Consider the following 21,833-nt stretch of genomic DNA (forward strand, 5'->3'; position numbering starts at 1 on the left):
ATATTGAAATAACAAAAAATAAAAAAGCCTGTAAAACATACATTTTACAGGCTTTTAACTTATTTAGTTTTTTAAGTAGTCGGGGTGGAGAGATTCGAACTCCCGACCCCCTGGTCCCAAACCAGGTGCGCTAACCGGACTGCGCTACACCCCGTACTTTTAAAGAATATTTTAAGTTTATTATGTCGGGGTGGAGAGATTCGAACTCCCGACCCCCTGGTCCCAAACCAGGTGCGCTAACCGGACTGCGCTACACCCCGTACTTTTAAACTCAAAATTTCTTGCGGAGGGAGGGGGATTCGAACCCCCGGTACAGTTACCCGTACGTCAGTTTAGCAAACTGGTGGTTTCAGCCACTCACCCACCCCTCCAGGTGTCATAAAGTCTAACTTTTTAGACCCCTTTGCAACACTCATTTTGTGATTGCGAGTGCAAATGTAGGAAAATGTTTTTATGCTGCAATAGTTTTATAAAAAAAAATCAACCTAAAATTCACTTAATATTTACCTTCACTCATGTAAACAATTGCAGCACAAAAAAAAGGAGCATTTTCATGCCCCTATATTTTTTTATTTTTTATCCGGATTTTCAGGTGGTGTTTTTGAAATCGAATCCCTCATTAAAGTATCTGCTTCAATATTCTTCATCTTTAAATAATCCAACACCCCCAAATTACCCGATCTAAAGGCATCTGCCATGGCTAAGGGAACCTCAGCTTCAGCTTCTATTACTTTTGCTCTTGCTTCTTGTGCTTTGGCTTTCATTTCCTGCTCTAATGCAACGGCCATAGCTCTTCTTTCCTCTGCTTTGGCCTGAGCAATATTTTTATCAGCATCTGCCTGGTCTATTTGAAGCACCGCACCTATATTCTTACCTATATCTACATCTGCAATATCAATAGACAAAATTTCAAATGCAGTTCCAGCATCCAATCCTTTCTCCAACACTACTTTTGAAATTGAATCCGGATTTTCCAACACAGCCTTGTGCGACATAGAAGAACCAATTGAAGATACAATACCTTCGCCTACACGGGCAAGAACCGTCTCTTCCCCGGCACCTCCTACCAACTGCTTTATACTGGCCCTAACAGTCACCCTGGCCTTTGCGATTAACTGAATACCATCTTTAGCCACTGCTGTTACCGGTGGGGTATCTATCACCTTGGGATTTACTGACATTTGCACTGCTTCAAATACATCACGTCCAGCTAAATCAATTGCCGTAGCCATTTGAAATGTTAAATCGATATTTGCTTTTGCTGCAGAAACAAGTGCATGAACTACTCTGGTCACGTGCCCCCCTGCTAAAAAGTGAGCTTCCAGCTCATCTCTTTTAATGGTTTTAAGCCCAGCTTTATGAGCCTCAATTAACGCCCGCACAATAACAGCCGGCGGAACCTTACGAACTCGCATTAAAACTAGCTGAATTAATGAAATTCTAACTCCCGAAACCAATGCCGAGAACCACAAAATAATGGGCACATAATACAAAAACAAGAAAAACAGTACTATTATTACTGCTAATAGGCCAAAAAATCCAAGGCCTCCAATATCTACCATAATTATTATTTTTTAGGTTTAACGATTATATATGTTTTAAAAACTTTTGTTACTTCTAATTTTGTATTGGCATCTACAAAGTTACCCGGACAATGAGCCTCTATGGTAGTTCCATTAACAATTGCTTTACCAACAGGGTTAAGTCTTGTAATAGCCACTCCCTCATCTCCCGTTCTGATAGCAGACTCTTCCTTTACTTCTACCTGTCCTTCAACCGCAGAATCCAGCATAAGTTTCTTCCAGGTCCCGGATCTTAATGAATAAACCACCAAAAACACAGAAAGCAAAACAGTACTTATCAATGTAATATTTCCACCTATTGAACCAAAATTTTTATAGGCCATAAAAATACCTACACCTATAAACAAAGCCCCTCCTATTCCGGCGAATGTTACTCCAGGCAGGGCAAAAAATTCTAAAATAAGCAGAAACAATCCTAAAAGGATAAGGAGTACAATAATTGTTGTTGACATATCTTTAATCAATAGTTACTGAAAGGTTCTTATTTGCCAGTTGCTGTTTAATAGGCGTTAATTCTTGTTTTGTACCTCGTTTAACCTGACATCTTCCTGTAAAGTGGGTTAAAAAAGCACATTGCTCTGCCTGAATATCATCATGATTGCAAACATCAACCAAGGCTTCTATAACAAACTCAAATGAATTCACATTGTCATTATGAAGCACTAAGGATTTTATGCTTTCTTTCCCCTTACTTAAATGATCACTCTTCCATTTTTTTCCAAAAGAATCCATAACACATCTATTTGTATTCCAAAATAACACTTTTTATTCAAAAAATCCTGTTCCTGCAAATTTATTTATTACAGCCTATTCTTTTGGAATCGATGATTGGACACCATTTTTGAAATACACAACAAATGCTCCGGGAAATCCTGCTTCAACTATTACGGGAATAATTTCCAACGCCTCCTGCCTTGTTTTATAACTTCCGCTAAAATACTTGGTCAATCCTCTTCCTTTTAACTCAATTGAAGAAACTGCAGGAATTTTTGCCAATGCCTCCTTTGATGGTTGGTTTCTAAATACACCAATCTGAACTTTATACTCTTCTATTAATGCAACTTCTTTTGTTTTTTCAACTACAGAAACTTCCTGTTTCTCCGCCTTTGGTTGCTCAACTTCCTTTATGACTTCAGAAACTTCTTCTCCACTATTACCCTTATGTATTTCACTATATGATTTCTGAATGGTTCCTTTTGTCTCTTTCGCTTTACTTTCAATAACCTGAAATCCATCTTTTATCATTGAACAATACAAATTAAGTGCATTTTCCTGGCTTTCAATACCGGCTCTTTTCATAGCCCCTGCTTTTTCAAAAGACTCAATATTTAATCCGCCCAATGTACTCAATTCTCTTTTTGCTTCCCTAAAATAGGCATTCCCCTGATAAGTAAGTTCAAAAATCTCTTTACCGGATCCTTCATCTACCTTACCTGAAATATCTTTCAATTTCAACCAATAAACCGGATATTTTTTATCCAAGGCTTTATGATATATCCTTGTGGACAGAATCTTCAATTCCTTGGATTCTTTAATTAAAGATGAAGCTTTTGATTCCTCCGGCTCTTCCGTATTTTCATTTTCTTTTTTAATCAACCTGTTCAGTTTGATAGAATTGTCTTCCTCCACCTGTGTGGAACGTGCCAGGAGCTGTGATGATTCCAGATTTAATATATTAGCCCATACATATAACGAATCAGCATATCGGAGCGTTTTTATATCATTATCAGAAAACAATTGTTTATACATTTCCTTATTTTTAGAGTAATGCTTATCAAACTCTTCTGAAGTGAACATTGAATATTTTTCAGGGATCAAAATTCCTTCAATACTCTTTGCTTTTGATTTTAATTCTTCAACCTCCTTATCAGGTTTATAAGTTCCGCTTTGAATTTGACTGATGATTTCATTAAGCTCTTTTTGACGCGCATAAAGATACTTTTCCTCTATCTTATCTTCCAGACTATATACCTTGCTTTCATGCTTTAAAATTTCATTAACTATCTCATTCCGCTCAACTTCCGACCTAACAATACTATATTTAGCCCTATTCTGCTTTAAAAGCGATGAAAGGCTATCCTTTTCCTGATCGAAAGCATAACCTTGCATAAACATCTCTTTGGCCTCTGTACTAACAAAATGTTCATATTGGGTATACACCAATGTATCGTTAATCTCAAACTGAAAGACTCCTTTGTTGCGCTGGACAGTTTTAGCTTTAGTATCATCTAACTCTCTGGAAGTATTTATCCTGGTATTTTCATTTGTCGACAAACTCAATCTGGCAGCATTCCCAACCTGATTCATATCATCCACCATATTACGTACCTGACGGCCATTCCAACGTACCTTATAAACCATTAAACTGTCGCCGCAGGTTTCTCTGTTAGAAGTAAAAAAAGCTACCTCATTAAAATCATCTGATGCAAACATAAAGTCATCATCCGGTGAATTAAACGGCACTCCCAGGTTAATTGGATCCAGAAAACTATTGGTCTCATTATCGTAGTATGCTTTATAAATATCAAAGCCCCCCAATCCACCGGGGCGATCAGAAGCAAAATAAAAAGTTAAGCCATCTGTAGCCAAAAAAGGATAAGCATCATTATACACAGAGTTAACAGGTGCTCCAACAGTCTCACTCTCTCCCCATCCATCAATCAGCTTCACCATTTTAAAAATACTCAATGTATCCTCATCATTAGATTCCATCGAAAAATACACCACGTCACCTCTCTCAGTCTCAAACATAACATTATCAGGATCAACTCCCGACTCAAAAAAGTCTCCATTTCTCAATAAAGTTCCAACATCTTTTGCCAGATGATACTGACTTAACATGGTTGATTTATTGACCTTTGTTTTTTCTAAAACTTCAAGGTTATAAATCTTTGAAGTAATCCTTTTACCTATATTACATTCCTGAATGTAAACATTAGCCTTTTCTATCCTTTTATCGGATGACGTTGTGTTTTTAACAAATAAACTATAATTAGAGATAGCCTCTTCAAAATTATACGACAATTGATGCGCCCGTCCCAAATAATAAGTAACATCTTTACTTACCCTCTTTAGTTTTGCATAATTCAGCTTCTTTATGGCACCGGAAATATTACTGCGGTTTTTCACTTCGCAAATACCCATATAAAAATTATATCTGGCGTCTTTAGGATATTTAACCAACAGTTCCTGATATACTTTTTGTGCTTCAATATAATTTCCTGACCTAAAGTAATCCAATCCCATCTGAGGAGTATATTCTTTTTTTTCTGTTTGGATTTGTGCCACCACAGAAAACCCCATTAATAATATCAATACTCCCAAATAATATTTAATCATAACAATCAAACCATTTTAATTCTTGTCAAAAATATAAATATAAGCTCAATTCCCTAAATCCTTATGTTTTTTAATACATCCCTGTTATAAAATTCCCCAACACCCAACCTCCCTTGTCTTATTAATTTCAAGGACTTATATTCAGAATTCAACTTTATTTATATCTTTATCATCCTTGTTTTTTTTACAAGTTTTGAACTAAGTATAAATGTATTCGTTTTATGGGGTATATTTGCAACTTGAAATTTTATCAAAATGAAAACTTTAAAAGAAGGTGATCAGGCTCCTGTTTTTACAGGAAAAAATCAAAACGGTGAAGATATTTCATTAAGTAATTATCTTGGAAAAAAAGTTATTTTATACTTTTACCCAAAAGATAATACTCCCGGATGTACGGCTGAATCATGCAACCTAAACGACAACCATACAGAACTTACAGAAAAGGGTTTTGTTATTATCGGGGTAAGTCCTGACAGCGAAGCATCGCATATAAAATTTATAAATAAATTTGGGTTTAAGTTTGACCTGATTGCTGACACCCAACATGAAATTCTTGAATTATACAATGCCTGGGGCTTAAAAAAAATGTATGGCAAAGAGTATATGGGTGTAATACGTACCACATACATTATTGATGAAAAAGGCTATATTGAAAAGATAATTAATAAAGTAAAGACCAAAGACCACACTAACCAGATTTTCACAGAACTGGAAATAGCATAAATAATATAAGAAAATATTTTACAACGATTAAAATGGCAGAAAAACAAGAAGTTAATAAAGAAAAATTAAAGGCGCTACAACTTACCATGGACAAAATTGACAAAGCCTATGGTAAAGGAACTATAATGAAAATGGGAGATAATGAGATTGAAGACATCCCTGTGATTTCGACCGGATCATTATCTTTAGACATGGCTTTGGGTGTTGGCGGATTCCCTCGTGGCAGGGTAATAGAAATATTCGGACCTGAATCATCAGGTAAAACAACCCTGGCAATCCACGCCATTGCCGAAGCACAAAAAAGCGGAGGTATTGCTGCCTTTATAGATGCTGAACATGCTTTTGATAGATTTTATGCAGAAAAGCTAGGCGTTGATATTGAAAATTTATTAATTTCTCAACCAGACAACGGAGAGCAGGCACTTGAAATTGCTGACCAGCTGATCCGATCTTCTGCTATTGATATTATTGTTATTGATTCAGTTGCTGCATTAACCCCAAAGGCCGAAATAGAAGGTGAGATGGGGGATTCCAGGATGGGATTACAAGCCCGCCTGATGTCGCAGGCATTACGTAAACTAACTTCTACCATCAATAAAACAAATACCTGCTGTATATTTATCAACCAGTTACGTGAAAAAATCGGTGTAATGTTTGGTAATCCCGAGACTACAACCGGGGGTAATGCGCTTAAATTCTATGCTTCTTTACGACTTGACATCAGAAGGGCATCTCAATTAAAAGATGGCGAAGATGTTATTGGTAGCCACACAAGGGTTAAGGTTGTAAAAAATAAAGTAGCTCCTCCGTTTAAAAAAGCTGAATTTGACATTATGTATGGTGAAGGTATCTCTAAAGTTGGTGAAATACTTGACCTTGGTGTTGATATGGATATAATTAAAAAGAGTGGCTCGTGGTTTAGCTACGGTGACACAAAACTCGGACAGGGAAGGGAAGCTGTAAAAAATGTTATTAAAGACAACCCGGAACTGATGGATGAATTGGAGCAAAAAATAATTGAAGCTAAAAACAACAAGTAGATTACCATAAAAACAGGAATACTCCTGTTTTATCGCATAAAAAATTCAAGAAAGGTCAGGATAAAAACTGACCTTTCTTGTTTTCATCAAAAAAAGTTAGTTAATTTAATACACACATTCCCTTAACCTGAAGCAGACATGATAGACCTAAACAACAAAGCATTTATAACTAAAAGCAACACCTCCAACGGGGATACCAATTCCGAAACTGTATTCCTGTATAAACAATCTGGAAACTATGTAACTGCTGAATACAAAGGAGGCACCATTAAATCAGGTCGCCTAAGCGGCACCTTAGACTCCAATGGTTTCCTCGAAATGCAATACCACCACACAAACAAGGAAAACAAACTGCTTACCGGCATTTGCCATTCAAAAATAGAAATAATGGAAACTGGTAAGATCCGCATTATTGAGGATTGGCAGTGGACATGCAGGGATTATTCCAAAGGAAGGTCGATCCTTGAAGAGATTGACCCTACCATATACCATGAAGCTAATTAACTTAATTATTCAAACACACTTCCTTTAAACCGATAAATCAACACCCTAACACCCTTCACGGGGATTTATTTCTCCAATTTAAAAAAGGTAATCACATCCTTTAGTTGTTCTGACTGGCGAGACAACTCTTCTGAACTTGATGCCAGCTCCTCAGATGAGGCCGCATTTTGCGAGGTAACATTAACCAATTCCTGAACAGCATTATTAATTTGGCCAGCGCCTATCTCCTGCTCCTTACTCGAAGATGATATTTCCCTCACTCTTTCAACCGTTGCCTGAATCTCCGGCAACAGGTTCTCAAGGTTTTCCCATGATTCCTCTGCTGCACCCAGGCTTGAAGTTGTTAACCTGTCAATATCCGTAGCAGCTCTTTGGGTATAGTCCGACAGCTTTCTGACTTCTGCAGCAACCACCGCAAAGCCCCGGCCATACTCACCGGCCCGTGCTGCCTCCACTGCGGCATTTAGTGCCAACAGGTTAGTCTGTGTGGCAATTTCATTTATTATATTGGTTTTCGCCTTTATCTCTTTCATTGAATCAAGGTTATCCCTCATTGTTTTCTGAAGAACATTCATATTGGTTTCCGTATTAACCCCTATCCCTTCAGCAACTTTAGCATTCTCCGAATTTGACTGGATATTAGCGACCATTTCTTCCACCGATGAAGATATTTCCTCTGTAGATGCAGATTGTGTATTGGCACCTTGCGCCATAAACTCGGCTGTTTTGCTCATTTGACCACTAGCCGAAGATACATTAGAGGCCCCATCTATCACCTCCCTGATTACGCCACGTAATTTTTCTATAGTAGTTTTTAAAGAAGCCTGCAGAACACCTATCTCATCATCCCTGCTCTTATCAAAACCAACACCCAAATTACCAGCTGCTAATTGTTGTGTTTTCTCTGACAAAGAAATTATTGGCCTGGAAAAACTACGACCAAACCATATTGTAGCCAAAGCCGCTAACACAAGCACTGCCAACGAAATCAATATAATCATCCACATTACTCTCTTTAATTCAGCCATTTCAATTTCGCGTTCGGCATTAATCCTTGTAGCTATGTCATCAATATAATTACCAGTTCCCAATACCCAATCAAATGGTTCAAAATACTTTGAGTAGCTTCGTTTAGGCAAAGCCTCTGTTTCCCCTTTTTTTGGAAACCAATATTCTGTATAACCGCCCCCTGCAACAGCAACCTTTATAATCTCACGAATCAAATATTTCCCATGAACATCCTGAAGATCAAACCGATTTGTTCCTTCAGTTGCATTTCCAAGCAAAACAACATTTGTTCCATCACTGGTATCAATCCAGAAATACCCCGCCTCACCATATGTCAAGCCTCTAACCATGTCTGCTGCTATTATCCTTGCCCTTTCCTCAGAAAATTCACCCTGAACGTATTTATTATATACCTCATTTAATAAACTATACGCTGTTTCTACCTGATTTTTAATCCCCCTGTCATAATCTTGATTTAACATATCTTCAAGGGCAACCAACCTCTTCATTTCTGCTTTATAGGACAAAATTCCCAAAGGAACAACAATTGACAATGCCATAATAATAGCCATAGTAAGATTTACAGAGATAATCTGACCAATTATCGACCTGAATTTAAACATCTTAACAACACCCATCCTCATATACCTTAATGTAATTAACTGAAAACAACAAAACGAAATCATTCAGCAAAAACCATTTCCATTTTGCTAAATGATATACGTCATAAATTCTATAATGTTTACCTAAAGCCTTAGCAACTCTATAAATTAGGAACACCGACTGGTATAGTCATTTATTTTACACCCGCTATAACACTAACAAAAATCATCTTTACAATGTTTAAAACAACTTGTATAAATTACCAGCTAATTATAATATTGCATAAGGATAATTTAGTATTTTTAAATGGATCGTATTTCCCTAACTCAAATACAACACCCCATATAAAAAACAATATTTCAATTACATAAACATAAACTCATGAAACAAATAATTGTTCCGCTATTTTTGGTTATATGCACTATATCGTGCATGCAACCTAAACAAAGTTCTGAAACCAGCTACTCAAACAAAGGGAAAACATTGCCAAGTTCAAAACTAAGCCCTGAAACTCTATGGATGCTTGGACGAATAGGAAATGTTTCTGTATCTCCCAACAAAGAAACCATCCTATATACGGTTACATATACCAACATTGAAGAAGACAAATCGTATACCGATATCTACACATACTCAATTGAAAACGAATTAAAAACTCAGATTACGAACTCCAAAACAAATGAATTTGCGGTTACATGGCGTCCCGATGGAAAAATGATTAACTACTTATCAGCCGAAAGCGGTTCTGTTCAACTTTGGGAGATCGATGCCAACGGCCATAATAAAAAGCAATTAACTAATATTGAAAAGGGAATATCGAACTACATGTATTCTCCTGACATAGCTCACCTTGCCTATACGGCAGACGTAAAAATCAAAGAAGACATTCACGACAGGTATCCGGATCTTCCTCATGCAAATGCCATTATTGAAGATGACATTATGTACAGACATTGGGATACATGGGAAGACACGAATTATAGTCACGTATTTATTGCCCCGGTAAATGGAATCATTACTTCCGGAACCGATTTAATGCAAGATGAACCCCATGACACCCCACTAAAACCTTTTGGTGGCATTGAACAAATAGCCTGGTCGCCCAACTCAAAACACCTTGTGTACTGTTGTAAAAAACTAAGCGGAAAGAGTTATGCTTTTTCAACTAATGCAGATATTTACCAATACAGTCTTGATAAAAAAACAACCCAAAACCTTACTAAAGGCATGATGGGATACGACCTTAATCCCGTATTTTCTCCCAATGGCAAATACCTGGCATGGGAAAGCATGGAACGCAATGGATACGAATCTGACAAAAACAGGTTATTTATCCTTGACATGGAAACCGGAAAGAAAAAAGACTACAGCAAAGGATTTGACAATAATGCCAGCCACCTTTCCTGGTCGCCAGAAAGCGATAAAATTTGGTTTATCAGCAATTACCAGGGAACAAATGAAATTTACAACCTGGCACTGAGCTATGGCTCAATAAACAAAACTACGGAAGGAGTTCATAACTATTACTCAGTAACTACTGCTAAAAACCAACTTGTGGCAACCAAGGGTTCAATGATGCACCCTACAGAAATTTATTTGGTAAACCCTGAAAATGGGTCTGATAAAGAAATTTCATTTGAGAACAAAGAAATGCTGGCTCAATTGGAAATGGGCAAAGTGGAAAGCCGATGGATTACTACTTCTGACAACAAAAAAATGCAAACCTGGGTTATTTACCCACCCAATTTCGACCCTTCAAAAAAATATCCGGCTTTGCTTTACTGCCAGGGAGGCCCCCAGAGTACAGTAAGTCAATTCTGGAGTTTACGATGGAATTTCCAGCTTATGGCGGCCAATGATTATATTATTGTTGCCCCAAACAGAAGAGGTCTGCCAGGTTTTGGACAAGAATGGAATGAACAAATAAGCGGGGACTATGGCGGACAAAATATGAAAGACTATTTCAGTGCTATTGATGCCCTTGCAAAGGAACCATTTGTTGACGAAAACAAGCTTGGGGCAATTGGTGCAAGTTATGGCGGCTTTTCGGTATACTGGATAGCAGGAAACCACAACAAAAGATTCAAGGCCCTTGTTTCTCACTGTGGAATCTTCAACTTTGAGCAAATGTACTCAACCACAGAGGAAATGTTTTTTGTAAACTGGGACCTAAAAGGAAGCTATTGGGACAAAAACAACAAAATTGCCCAAAGATCCTATGCCAACTCTCCTCACAAGTTTGTTGGAAACTGGGATACGCCCATTTTAGTTATCCATGGCGAAAAAGACTTCAGGATTCCATACACCCAAGGCATGGGAGCTTTTAACACAGCTATTATGCGTGGCATTCCCGCTCGGTTTCTTTGTTTCCCCGAAGAAAACCACTGGGTTTTAAGTCCGCAGAACGGCATCCTATGGCACCGGGAGTTTTTCAGATGGCTGGATGAATATCTAAAATAATCTCAACTTTTTAATACTTTTACAAAAGGGTGTATATTGATGTTTTTTCATTATACACCCTCTTGCATTCCAAATTCTCAAAAAATAATAGCTAAACAAACTGTATGGATTTACAAATTGGTGATTATAAGATTGAGAAGATTCTTGCTAAAAACAAATTTGGCAAAACATACAAAGCTACTCATCCAAACACACAAAAAAAGGTTGTTATAAAGGAATTATACCATGTTCCCAAAGATGAATTGCTGCAAATACTTAAAACAATCAACAACCTCAATTCACCCTCCTTTTTAAAGTCTACATACCTTAAACTAAACAACAAACATTATATTATTAGAGATTACGCAGAAGGGACAGACCTTAAAACGGCCATAAAAGGTTCGTTTAAATATGCACAAATACCTAAAAGATTCATTATACAGCTGTTTATTAATCTACTTAAAGAACTACAGGTATTACATTCAAACAACATCCTGCACACAGACATAAAACCTTCAAATATTTTCATCAAACACCATCCCAAAGAAAATCCATCTAAATGGAATCCTGAAAATATAGTCCTATTAGATTATGAGCGGGCCATCACTTTCCCAGCGCATGCAGGAGAACAGTACAAATCTTTCTCTTTAATCTACTCTCCTCCCGAACAAGTTTTAAAAAAAAGGGATCTTTTTAGCCAATCAACAGATACTTTTGCCACTGCAATTTCACTACTTGAAGCACTTACAAAGCAAAAACCTTTATACGATTGCAATGCAGAGATTTTAATCAACCTACAACTTACTTATCCAATACCCAAACCCAGAAATATTGATACTGAATTATTCAATATCATTTCACCTGCCATATACAAGGAGCGTTTTCCAAGACCTCCGCGATTGCTTCATACTGATGAAATAATAAAAATCCTGACAACCGGAGTAGAGATTCGGGAAAGGCATTCTAAAGACTTAATCAAGAATCTGGAAAAATGGCTTGACGATCATCCCCAAAGAGAGCCACACTGGATTAATAAATTATTCTATAGAATTTTTATAGAAAAGCAATAAAACAATTTTAGCCGGCCCAAACGCCACTTCACTCATATAAACAATTAGTTTGTTTAAAAACCTGCAAACCTCTTTGCAATAAACAATATCTTTGAATTTTCGTTTGTAAATAATTGAAACTAATGACAAAATTAAAAATGGCAATATTTATTATTATTATCCTAAGCATCCATGCATTAGTAAACCTATATATTTTCAAAAGGGCAACTCAGGGGCTGGAAGCTGCACCACACCTAATTTATTGGTTAAAATGGATCATGTTAATACTTTTTGTTTCATATCCTTTGGGGCGCTTTTTAGAAAAAGCCTGGTATTCGCCAGTTGCAAACTTTTTTCATTGGACAGGAGCATTTTGGTTTGCCGGAATGCTATACTTTACACTAGCTATCTTCTCGATAGATATAATCCGGTGGAGTAACAGTCTGTTTAACTTTCTACCCACATCCTGGATGGGAAATTATGCACAACTCAAACTTAATACTACCTATATTGTAACTACCGGGATTATACTACTAATCATCGCCGGACATATTAATGCCTGGACACCTAAAATTGTACGAAAAACTATTGAAATCAATAAAGATGGTGGAAAATATAAAACACTTAAAGTTGTAGCTGCTTCCGACATACACCTGGGAACTATAATCGGACCAAGAAAAACAGGCAAACTAGTCCATACTATAAACTCCTTAAAACCGGATATCATACTTTTTGCCGGAGACGTAGTGGATGAAGACGTTAAACCTGTAATAGAACAAAACCTTGGCAAAAACCTGCTAAATTTAAAAGCCCCTCTGGGCACTTATGCTGTAACTGGCAATCATGAATACATTGGAGGGGCAGAAGCTTCTGTAAGTTACCTGGAAGAACATGGTATAAAAATATTAAGAGACACCTCTGTATTAATTAACAACAGCTTTTACATTACAGGACGAGAAGACAAAGACAAGACTTCTTTCACGGGGAACCCCAGAAAAACCCCCAATGAACTTACCCGGGAGCTAGACCTGGACAAACCCATCATTTTACTTGATCACCAGCCATTTCATCTTGAATTAGCCAGTGATGCAGGTGTTGATTTGCAAATTAGCGGACATACCCACCACGGCCAGCTATGGCCTTTAGGATATATTACAAAAAGAATATTTGAAGTAAGCCGAGGCTATAAAAAGAAAGGGGACTCCCATTTTTATGTCAGCACCGGGTTTGGAACCTGGGGACCTCCGGTAAGATTGGGCAACAGACCGGAAATATTAGAGTTTACATTGGTTTTTAAATAAAGACCTGAAGATCCTTCTAAAAAGTAATAGACGTTATATTTGAGCCAAAAAACTGATTTACAAGACACTTAAACAAAATACTTTTACGCAAAGTAACAAAGGTTTGTATCAGAGTCTGAATTAAGGCAGCAAAGATGTTCGACTCCTCTGGAGTCGCTAATGTTATTAATACAAATATTCTATAAACGTTTAACTCCTCTGGAGTTCAATTAGATTAGATAAATGAAACCAGAGGCTTCAAACGTTTATAGTATTATACCAGAATTTATATCGACTCCAGAGGAGTCGAACTTTTAAACTTTGATTAGCATTTGATACACAACACAATTGCCACATTGTGTAACGTAAAACATTTTCCTTTTCAGGAATACACCTTTAGTGTAAACACTACAAACCAACTACGTTTTTGCCTTGTTTAAACACGATATCCCTGGGGATACCTGCCTGAGCAATCCGATCCAGATCAGCTTGCAATTCCGGTTGGATAAATCCCTTTTCCTCAATCATCTGTTTTGCCTTAGCATAATCCCCATCTCCCTGCATAATTAAAATATCTGCAGACAATTCAACCATTGCTTTTCGCATCTTTTCAAAGTCAACACGATACTTTCCGGTTTCCCCATTTCTGGAGAATGCACCTTTCTCCTTAAAATAATTAAAACGTATCATATTTGCTTTTCCATGAGAACTCGATGCTCCAAAACGAATTGAACGGAACAACCCGGCCATAAAGGTCACATAATTATCCATGAGCACCTGATCCTCACCCAGCTCATTCATATCAGTTAGCATATCAACCATATACAACCCAAGTATATCGGCCTTACCTTCTTCAATAGCAGAAGCTGTTTCCTTTAATGCTTCACGAACAGTTCCTTTTCCGTCCAAAGTTCTTTTAATACCCAAACCATGTGCTACTTCATGAAACATGGTGTTTTCAAAAAAGGCATTAAACGAGATATTCTTTTGCTGGTCGTCATCAATCAACAGTTGGCTAATGGGAACCAAAATCTTATCAAACTTAGCTTTCATGCTATTTTTTAACTGAAGTTTCCTACTTCCCTTTTCAACATGAACTTTAGGATCGTTAGGCAGGTTTATAGCAATTGTTTTGCTTCCGGCATTACAATCACCCCCATAAAAAATCACTTCATATGCCCCTAAATCAGAATCACTACCAGGCACTTCACTCTTATATTTTTTATCCACTGGCAGAGCTGCCTGCAACTGCGGTAACAGTGTTGCAAAGTGAGCCAATTTACCCGACCATTCCTTATCCTTAACCAAAATAAACGCTTCAAATGCAGCTTTTGCACCATATAAAGCATCTTCATAATTTTCAATCGGTCCCACAACAAAGTCAATGGTATTGTTTTTCATACTCATCCATGCCATGTCACTTTCAAAGTATTCCCCTGTCAATAAAGCTTCAGAACGCTTTAACAAATAGTCCTTCAAACCTTCGTCATCAGCATAACCCGCAGCTTTTTTCAATAACCCTGAAACCTTTGTCAGTTCTTCTTGATAAGCTTCATGATATGGAACGACAGTCAATTTACCTGCATCATCACGCTTTAAAAGAGTATACAAACTATTTTTAGCTTCATTTTCAAGGGCATCAAACTCTGGCTTTGTCATATCCTGCGGATAAAAGTTTGCACCCAAAGGCTTTGCGCCAATACCTTTAATGAATGAAGTATTATTATTCAGCCGTTCCCAGGGACCATAATTTATATCCACAAACTTCTTTAGGTAATCATCCTGAATTCCTTGCATTAAGGCACCTTTATCACCCCAGGCCTGTTTCCAGAACAAGTCATCCATTATTTTTCCGGCTTCAAATAAAATTGGGAGCATCAAACGCTCATTTTCGGTGAGTTGGGACAGGTCTGTTTTTAACTCAACAGGAATAAATTCCTCTACTTTTTCTTTAACATCAGGAATGGCAGATTCGTAACTTGCTTTTGTTTGTTTTGCATCCTTACAGGAAGCTAAGGTTAACAAACCGCCCATTAAATATAAAAGGCTCTTCTTCATAATTTTAATATATTAGTTATTTAACACCAAAGATATTAAAACCACAAATAAAAGAACCTGACATATTTCAATGAACAATGATCAATGATCAATTATCAATTTGTTCATTGTTCATTGAACAACTAACTCCCTTGCGCCCCTACTTCGAGCAACCGCTCTAAACGTTCTATCTGTTTGTTCTTATTTACCTCACGAAGGTTTTGTGCTGTATCTGTAAAATACTGATGTTTGCGAATAAAAGTGAGCTGTTTTATATTCCATTCTGTAAAAGAACCAACCATATTCCTAACCTTAAGCTCTTCGTAAAGCATATTTGACACGGGAATAAAATCTGCCCTTCCCAAATAATCCAGATCAGAATCGCACATCACTTTTTCAAGTAGGTTTTGGGGTTCGGGAGGAAACTGTGTCGCCATTATCAATGCACAAACCCTATCCAGAATTTCAGGTGCATAATGGTATTTTTTTAACATTTTCCTGGCCAGCACTGTACCATGAAACTCATGATCTTCATAACTGATTACATGCCCTGCATCATGAAACAATCCGGCAAGCTTCAAAATCAATATCTCCTCCTCGCTCAATCCTTCTGCCCAGCCAATTAGTTCAACTTCAGTAACAACGTCAATGGTGTGCTTAATGTTATGATAGAACAGGTATTCCGGAAGGTTTTGCTCAAGCATATCCAACACCTCTTCCTGAATATCTAAAAACTGAATCAACGAATACTTAACATTAAAGCTATTATTTGTACCAAACAAGGTTCCTTCCTTAACAAATTCGGGCAAAAGCCTGTCTACATAAAACGACTCCATAAAACCTTTATATTTCACTGGCATTTCGCCGGATGAACAGCATTCAAAAAACTCCTTCACCAATTCATAAGTCATTGCCGATATATTTATACTTCCGGCCTTGCATGCTTTTCCCAAACGGCTGGTAAAATTAACTGAGTCTCCAGCCAATCGGAAGGGTGTGGATTTTCGTCCTGTTGGTTCTGCCAAAACCGGACCGGTATGGATACCTATGCTCAATTCCCAGAAAGCCGTACCACCTTCGCCACCATTGATTTCAATGGCTGCCTGTTGCATTTCAATGGCAGCCAGGATAACATCTATAGGGTTTGTTCGGTTTTCTTCGAGCATCCCCCCTCCAAAAATAAAAATATCACCTACTGTTTTTATTTTAATAATATCATATTTTTTGGCTATATCACCCATACGCAGCTGCAGCTCATCCAATTTGTCCATTAGCTTTTCTGCATTGGGGTGGCCGCTAAGTTTATGAAACCCTTCAATAGAAGCATACAACAGAGACGCTCTTTTAAAACGCCGTATTTTTTTTCTGGGGGTAACCTTTTTATCCTCTTCTTCAAACGAAAAGTTGGACAAAAGGCTAAGATACTTATCATTCTGTTTTTGGATAAAATTGTATCTTCCTACAATTTCATTCATCTCCCTGTTAAGCTCCTTATTCCTGTTTGCAAGCTTAGATATCCTGTTTATATATAACTCAATATTGTCCATTACTACGCTAATACAATACTTTTAATCGTTCATTTTTCAGACAATAATAATTACGCTAAAAAAACCAAGAAGTTTTTGTTTTGTACCAATTACTTATTAAAACACTATTTTTAATGACAAACAGCTTCAATCCCTTGATGAATTCAATTTACAACCAATTCAAAATTTCCTGAACTCTTAATTCCTCGGCCTCCATGGCATCCATCCAATGAATTTGAAACCCGCTCCTTTCCATTTTCCTAAACCAGGTCATCTGGCGCTTGGCAAACTGGTGAATGGCAATATTGAGCTTTTCAAACATTTCCTGATATGAAATTTCACCTGTGGCATACAAGGTCAGGTATTTATATTCCAAGCCATAGTAAATTAAATCCTCAGCTTTTACTCCTGAATTAAGGATACCCCGTACCTCATCAACCATCCCTTCATCCAAACGGGACTTTAAGCGTTTTGTGATCTTTTCCCGCCTTAATTCCCGGTCAATTTTTACTCCAATAATAAGAGGATTTAGTTCTGGGAGTTCCACTTCAATTTCAGGATGCTCACTATAATAAGTTTCTATTTCTATTCCCCGGACAGCTCTTTTAACCGTATCTGCATCTGTTGTATTATGTAGTTTTTTAAAAGAGGATAAAATCTGCGTTAACTCATCCAGAGATTTTCCTTCCAGCTTTTTCCTCAATTCCGGATTGGATGGGACATGCACCATTTTAAAATGGCTCAACACAGCTTCAATATACATACCTGTTCCACCGCACATCACAGGCATCTTGCCCCTCTTTCTTATATCTTCAAAAGCTTTAAAAAAGTCATTTTGATATTCATACACATTGTATTTGTATCCGGCGTCAACAATATCAATTAAATGGTATGGGATTGGGGTATGGTTAACAACATAATCTTCCAGATCCTTTCCTGTTCCCAAATTCATACTCCGGTACACCTGCCGCGAATCTGCACTAATAATCTCACCTCCTATTTTATAAGCCAGTTGGGTGGCCAGAGTTGTTTTCCCACTTGCCGTAGGGCCTAAAATAACAATCAGATTATATGGTGACTCCTGTTTCATAACTATAGTTTCACGTGTTAAAAATTAGTATACGAGACACAAGTATCAAGATCAATGAATTGAGTTTTGAAGAAAGGGAATTCAAAGCTATTAATTCGTCATCCTGTGAGCTTACTTAATCATGATAGTTTCACATGTATAATTATTTCTTATTAAGTGCTACTCGTCCGCCTGAAAAACGGAAAGGGCGCCCAACGAAAAAAAATGATTCTCATGTGTAACAACTTTTTCTCATGGCTCGTTTCTTTTTTTATATTTTTGTAACCACAAAACTAATTAATAATAGCTACAAAAAGTAACACACCTCACATTAATGGAGCACATATGAACTCTAAAAACACACAAGAAAGCATAATCAACAGGTATAAAAACATCTTTTTAAGAACGAAAAACCTTTTAATAACGCCTCAAAAAGAATGGGTCGTGATTTTTTCTGAGAAAAGTGACTTTAACAAAATACTGAGTGAGTTTGCATTACCTTATATTGCCATCATTACCCTAATTGCATTTGTTAATTCATTTACGGCACATCAGGATCCGGATTTTACCTTTGCCTTGAAAAATGCCATTGCCCAGTTCACTTCTTATTTTGGAGCATTAGTGGCAATCTATTATATATTGATCAATTCAATTCCCCGTTTTGCCCAGATTTCAAAAAAAGCAGATATCAAAGAATTATCGGTAAAAATCACAGCTTACTCCATGGTGGTTGTTTTTCTAATAGAGATTCTTGTGTTGCTAATTCCTCAGTTCTATTTATTCCAGATTGGAGGTTTAGGACTTTACACAGGGTATATTGTATGGGTTGGATTAAATTATCTTGGTGATTTTGAAACTAAAGATTTAAAGATTGTGCTCACAATTATCATTACTTTATTAATTTTGTTGCTTCCATATATGATTTCAAAAGCTTTTGCTCAATTAAGCGGTTTTTGATCTTTTAAAATGGCATTAAATATTATTCATGGCTCAAAATAAAATCAACATACGAAACAAAAAGGCATATCATGATTACGAAATCATGGAGAAGTTTATTGCCGGCATCCAACTATCAGGAACCGAGATAAAATCATTGAGACTAGGAAAAGCCAGTCTTGTAGAAGCCTATTGTTATTTTATAAAGGATGAGCTTTGGATTAAAGGGTTCAATATTGCCGAATACTTTTTTGGCACCTATAATAACCATATGCCTTTAAGGGAAAGAAAGCTTTTGCTGCACAAAAAAGAACTTCAAAAACTGGATAGAAAGACCAAAGAATCGGGATTGACCATTATTCCGCTACAGGTTTTTATTACCGAAAAAGGCTGGGCAAAAGTGGAAGTTGCCTTGGCTAAAGGTAAAAAGAGTCACGACAAACGAGAAACTCTTAAACTTAAAGATGCCAAAAGAGAAATGGATCGGATGAAAAAGATTCATTAAATAGCTGTTAGCTCATAGCATATAGCTGATAGCTAATAGCTCTTAGCTGATGGCTAATAGCATATAGGTGATGGCTAATAGCTATAGGCTAATAGCTTTTCTTTTTTATCCCACGCAACCCTTTATTTTATCTTTCATCATCAATAATAAAAAAGCAAGTCTCCTGCTTTTAGATTAACTTTACAAAAATCATTGTAATGATTAGTCAACCAAATAGCTTGAGACCAAAATACTAAGTGGAAAACCTGGAAGATATTATAAAACGTTGCCAAAAGAATAACTCCAAGGCTCAAAGGTTATTATACGATACCTTTTCGCCGTGGCTGTTTGGCGTGTGCCTGCAATATTGCAAGGACAGGACTGAAGCTGAGGATAATCTCCAGGAAGGTTTTATTAAGATATATACGAATATTAAAAAGTACAGGTTCGAAGGTTCTTTTGAAGGATGGATGCGACGGATAGTTGTAAATACCATTATTGAATCATTCAGAAAGAAACACCCGGTATATTTTGTAGAATCACTGGAAAATATCGTTAAAGACGAACCTGCCGATACCGAAAATACCGTTGAGGTAATAAATCCTAAAGAATTACTCTCAATGATAGAAGAGCTGCCTCCTAAATACAAACTGGTCTTTAACCTATACGCCATGGAGGGATTATCACATCAGGAAATATCTGAAGTACTGGGCATATCAACAGGAACCTCCAAATCGAACCTGAGCAGGGCAAGAAAAATATTAAAGGACAAACTTGCAGTAAAAAAAAATGATTCGATAATAGCATGAGCATGGAAAACAACATAGACAGGTTATTTAGGGAAGGATTATCCAATCATTCGGAAACACCTCCTACTCATGTATGGGACGCCATAAACTCCCAATTGGGTAAGGAACGCAAAAGGAAAAGGATCCTGGTAATTTGGCAAGGTACAGCTGCTGCAGCTATTATTGGCTTAATATTTTTAGCCACTCTTTTCTTTAATCAAAGAATCTCCAATACCCAAAAAACTAATTATACAGCTGATAATTCTTCGATTACAGAAACAACAGTCAAACAAAACACTCAAGTAATTTCAAGTATAGAAAACCATATTGATTCAGATAGACAGGAGGAGGCTGGTACGAATTATGAAAAAACCTTATCAAAAAACTACCAAGGCCCTGTTATGGAAAAATCTGAATTAAATAAAAACAATACGCACTTCGCTTCTTTAAATAAAAAGAACACAATTGTATTAAATAAAAACAAACACCCCAAATATTCAAAGTTAGATAACTACAAAACAGGAGCTTTACCAACCGAAGAGATTAATGCGTCTGTTGTATTTTTTGTACTCAATAAAGATTTTGAAACAAACCAGTTAACCAACCTTGTGTTTTCTGAAACAGATACTAAAGAAAAAAACAGGAAACAATTATTTTCGGAAATTTCAATTGGAGGTAAAATTGCTCCATCCTATTCCTATCGAAATTCGGATAAAAATTATGCCAATAAAGAAAGTGGTATAACCAGTTTGACCGGTGGAATAAACCTGGATTTTAAAACAAGCAAACGCTTAAGGATAGAAACTGGCCTTATGTATACTCAAGTTGGCCAAAAGTTTAGCAATTCATCTATAGTCTTTAACAACTCCTTGTCGTACGATGCAATAGCCGATTATGGAGAAAGGGTTACCTCTGGCAACAACGAATTGCAAAATTCGCTGGGAACTATACAAAAACGATCTTCCGGTAATGTGTATGCCGACTCTCCAAGCCCAGGTGTTATCTCCGAAAAAACGGATTACATCTCTTCGTTGACAAGTACCAGCTCTTATGAAGTTGATGTTCAGCAAGAGCTTGATTACATTGAGATTCCTTTTATTTTAAAATATGACCTCATTAAAAGAAAAATTGCAGTATCCCTAAACGGCGGGTTTAGCACCAACTTGTTAGTCGGGAATAATGCATACAGGATAAACAACAATAGCAAAAGCAAAATTGGCAGTATGGAAAATATCAATTCCGTGGGATATAGTGCCAGTTTTGGGTTTGGGCTTCGTACTCCTTTAAATTCCTCTTTTGATTTTAATGTGGAGCCCCGTTTAAAGTATTTTATCAACTCCATTACCAATGCAACAGGGTATGATTATAAGCCTTATTCATTTGGGGTATTATTTGGGGTAAATTACAAGTTTTAAGCAAAGAGCT

Annotated in this window: 17 protein-coding genes, 3 tRNA genes and 1 pseudogene; 10 read left to right on the forward strand and 11 right to left on the reverse strand. The window is 36.9% G+C overall.

The features are described from left to right. Positions 1-79: 79 nt before the first annotated feature. The 7 genes from OM074_RS09970 to OM074_RS10000 form a co-directional block, all read right to left on the reverse strand. Positions 80-154 (reverse strand) — tRNA-Pro (locus OM074_RS09970). Positions 155-185: 31 nt separating this feature from the next. Further along, positions 186-260 (reverse strand) — tRNA-Pro (locus tag OM074_RS09975). Positions 261-284: 24 nt separating this feature from the next. Beyond that, a tRNA-Ser gene (locus OM074_RS09980) sits at positions 285-371 on the reverse strand. Positions 372-569: 198 nt separating this feature from the next. After that, positions 570-1,562: a flotillin-like protein FloA gene (gene floA, locus OM074_RS09985; protein ID WP_301199328.1), complete on the reverse strand. Its 993-nt coding sequence runs from the start codon at positions 1,560-1,562 to the stop codon at positions 570-572. A 5-nt stretch (positions 1,563-1,567) separates the two neighbouring features. Further along, on the reverse strand, positions 1,568-2,035 hold the full coding sequence (locus tag OM074_RS09990; RefSeq protein WP_301199329.1) for an NfeD family protein: 468 nt from the start codon (positions 2,033-2,035) through the stop codon (positions 1,568-1,570). Between the two features lie 4 nt (positions 2,036-2,039). Then, positions 2,040-2,315: an ATP-dependent Clp protease adaptor ClpS gene (locus tag OM074_RS09995; RefSeq protein WP_301199330.1), complete on the reverse strand. Its 276-nt coding sequence runs from the start codon at positions 2,313-2,315 to the stop codon at positions 2,040-2,042. A 75-nt stretch (positions 2,316-2,390) separates the two neighbouring features. Next, a complete protein-coding gene (locus OM074_RS10000; RefSeq protein WP_301199331.1) occupies positions 2,391-4,922 on the reverse strand; it encodes a hypothetical protein in 2,532 nt (843 codons plus the stop codon). Positions 4,923-5,177: 255 nt separating this feature from the next. Here OM074_RS10000 and bcp point away from each other — a divergent pair, with 255 nt between their 5' ends. The 3 genes from bcp (at position 5,178) to OM074_RS10015 (ending at position 7,189) form a co-directional block, all read left to right on the forward strand. Next, on the forward strand, positions 5,178-5,645 hold the full coding sequence (gene bcp, locus OM074_RS10005; protein ID WP_301199332.1) for a thioredoxin-dependent thiol peroxidase: 468 nt from the start codon (positions 5,178-5,180) through the stop codon (positions 5,643-5,645). Positions 5,646-5,677: 32 nt separating this feature from the next. After that, positions 5,678-6,685 (forward strand): recombinase RecA, encoded by a 1,008-nt coding sequence (gene recA / locus OM074_RS10010; RefSeq protein ID WP_301199333.1) that lies wholly within the window; start codon positions 5,678-5,680, stop codon positions 6,683-6,685. Between the two features lie 138 nt (positions 6,686-6,823). Continuing rightward, positions 6,824-7,189 carry an avidin-fold protein gene (locus tag OM074_RS10015; protein WP_301199334.1) on the forward strand — a complete coding sequence of 122 codons (366 nt, stop codon included), beginning with the start codon at positions 6,824-6,826 and terminating at the stop codon, positions 7,187-7,189. Positions 7,190-7,368: 179 nt separating this feature from the next. Here OM074_RS10015 and OM074_RS10020 read toward each other — a convergent pair. Beyond that, a pseudogene (locus tag OM074_RS10020) lies at positions 7,369-8,664 on the reverse strand (methyl-accepting chemotaxis protein); the annotation flags it as partial. 517 nt (positions 8,665-9,181) lie between these two features. Between OM074_RS10020 and dpp5 the strand changes: the two are divergent. The 3 genes from dpp5 to OM074_RS10035 all read left to right on the forward strand — a co-directional run bounded on the left by dpp5 (position 9,182) and on the right by OM074_RS10035 (position 13,589). After that, a complete protein-coding gene (gene dpp5 / locus OM074_RS10025; RefSeq protein WP_301199336.1) occupies positions 9,182-11,260 on the forward strand; it encodes a dipeptidyl-peptidase Dpp5 in 2,079 nt (692 codons plus the stop codon). 104 nt (positions 11,261-11,364) lie between these two features. Next, positions 11,365-12,309: a protein kinase domain-containing protein gene (locus OM074_RS10030; protein ID WP_301199337.1), complete on the forward strand. Its 945-nt coding sequence runs from the start codon at positions 11,365-11,367 to the stop codon at positions 12,307-12,309. A 122-nt stretch (positions 12,310-12,431) separates the two neighbouring features. Next, positions 12,432-13,589, forward strand: a complete 1,158-nt coding sequence (locus tag OM074_RS10035) for a metallophosphoesterase (protein WP_301199338.1) — start codon at positions 12,432-12,434, stop codon at positions 13,587-13,589. 387 nt (positions 13,590-13,976) lie between these two features. On the opposite strand, the gene OM074_RS10040 is transcribed toward OM074_RS10035, so the two are convergent. The 3 genes from OM074_RS10040 to miaA form a co-directional block, all read right to left on the reverse strand. Continuing rightward, entirely contained in the window at positions 13,977-15,626 is a 1,650-nt protein-coding gene (locus tag OM074_RS10040; protein ID WP_301199339.1) for a dipeptidyl-peptidase 3 family protein, read from the reverse strand. 122 nt (positions 15,627-15,748) lie between these two features. Continuing rightward, positions 15,749-17,152, reverse strand: a complete 1,404-nt coding sequence (locus tag OM074_RS10045; protein WP_301199340.1) for an adenylate/guanylate cyclase domain-containing protein — start codon at positions 17,150-17,152, stop codon at positions 15,749-15,751. A gap of 148 nt (positions 17,153-17,300) precedes the next feature. Continuing rightward, complete coding sequence (miaA, locus tag OM074_RS10050; protein WP_301199341.1) at positions 17,301-18,221, reverse strand: tRNA (adenosine(37)-N6)-dimethylallyltransferase MiaA; 921 nt, start codon at positions 18,219-18,221, stop codon at positions 17,301-17,303. A gap of 324 nt (positions 18,222-18,545) precedes the next feature. Here miaA and OM074_RS10055 point away from each other — a divergent pair, with 324 nt between their 5' ends. The 4 genes from OM074_RS10055 to OM074_RS10070 all read left to right on the forward strand — a co-directional run bounded on the left by OM074_RS10055 (position 18,546) and on the right by OM074_RS10070 (position 21,823). Next, entirely contained in the window at positions 18,546-19,157 is a 612-nt protein-coding gene (locus OM074_RS10055) for a YIP1 family protein (protein WP_301199342.1), read from the forward strand. A 28-nt stretch (positions 19,158-19,185) separates the two neighbouring features. After that, a complete protein-coding gene (smpB, locus tag OM074_RS10060; RefSeq protein WP_301199343.1) occupies positions 19,186-19,641 on the forward strand; it encodes an SsrA-binding protein SmpB in 456 nt (151 codons plus the stop codon). Positions 19,642-19,877: 236 nt separating this feature from the next. After that, positions 19,878-20,429 carry an RNA polymerase sigma factor gene (locus OM074_RS10065; protein ID WP_301199344.1) on the forward strand — a complete coding sequence of 184 codons (552 nt, stop codon included), beginning with the start codon at positions 19,878-19,880 and terminating at the stop codon, positions 20,427-20,429. A 2-nt stretch (positions 20,430-20,431) separates the two neighbouring features. Continuing rightward, positions 20,432-21,823, forward strand: coding sequence for a hypothetical protein (locus OM074_RS10070; RefSeq protein WP_301199345.1), 1,392 nt, complete (start codon positions 20,432-20,434; stop codon positions 21,821-21,823). Positions 21,824-21,833: the final 10 nt, after the last annotated feature.

Source organism: Plebeiibacterium marinum, assembly GCF_026013615.1.
Classification (GTDB): Bacteria; Bacteroidota; Bacteroidia; order Bacteroidales; family Marinilabiliaceae; genus Saccharicrinis; species Saccharicrinis marinus_A.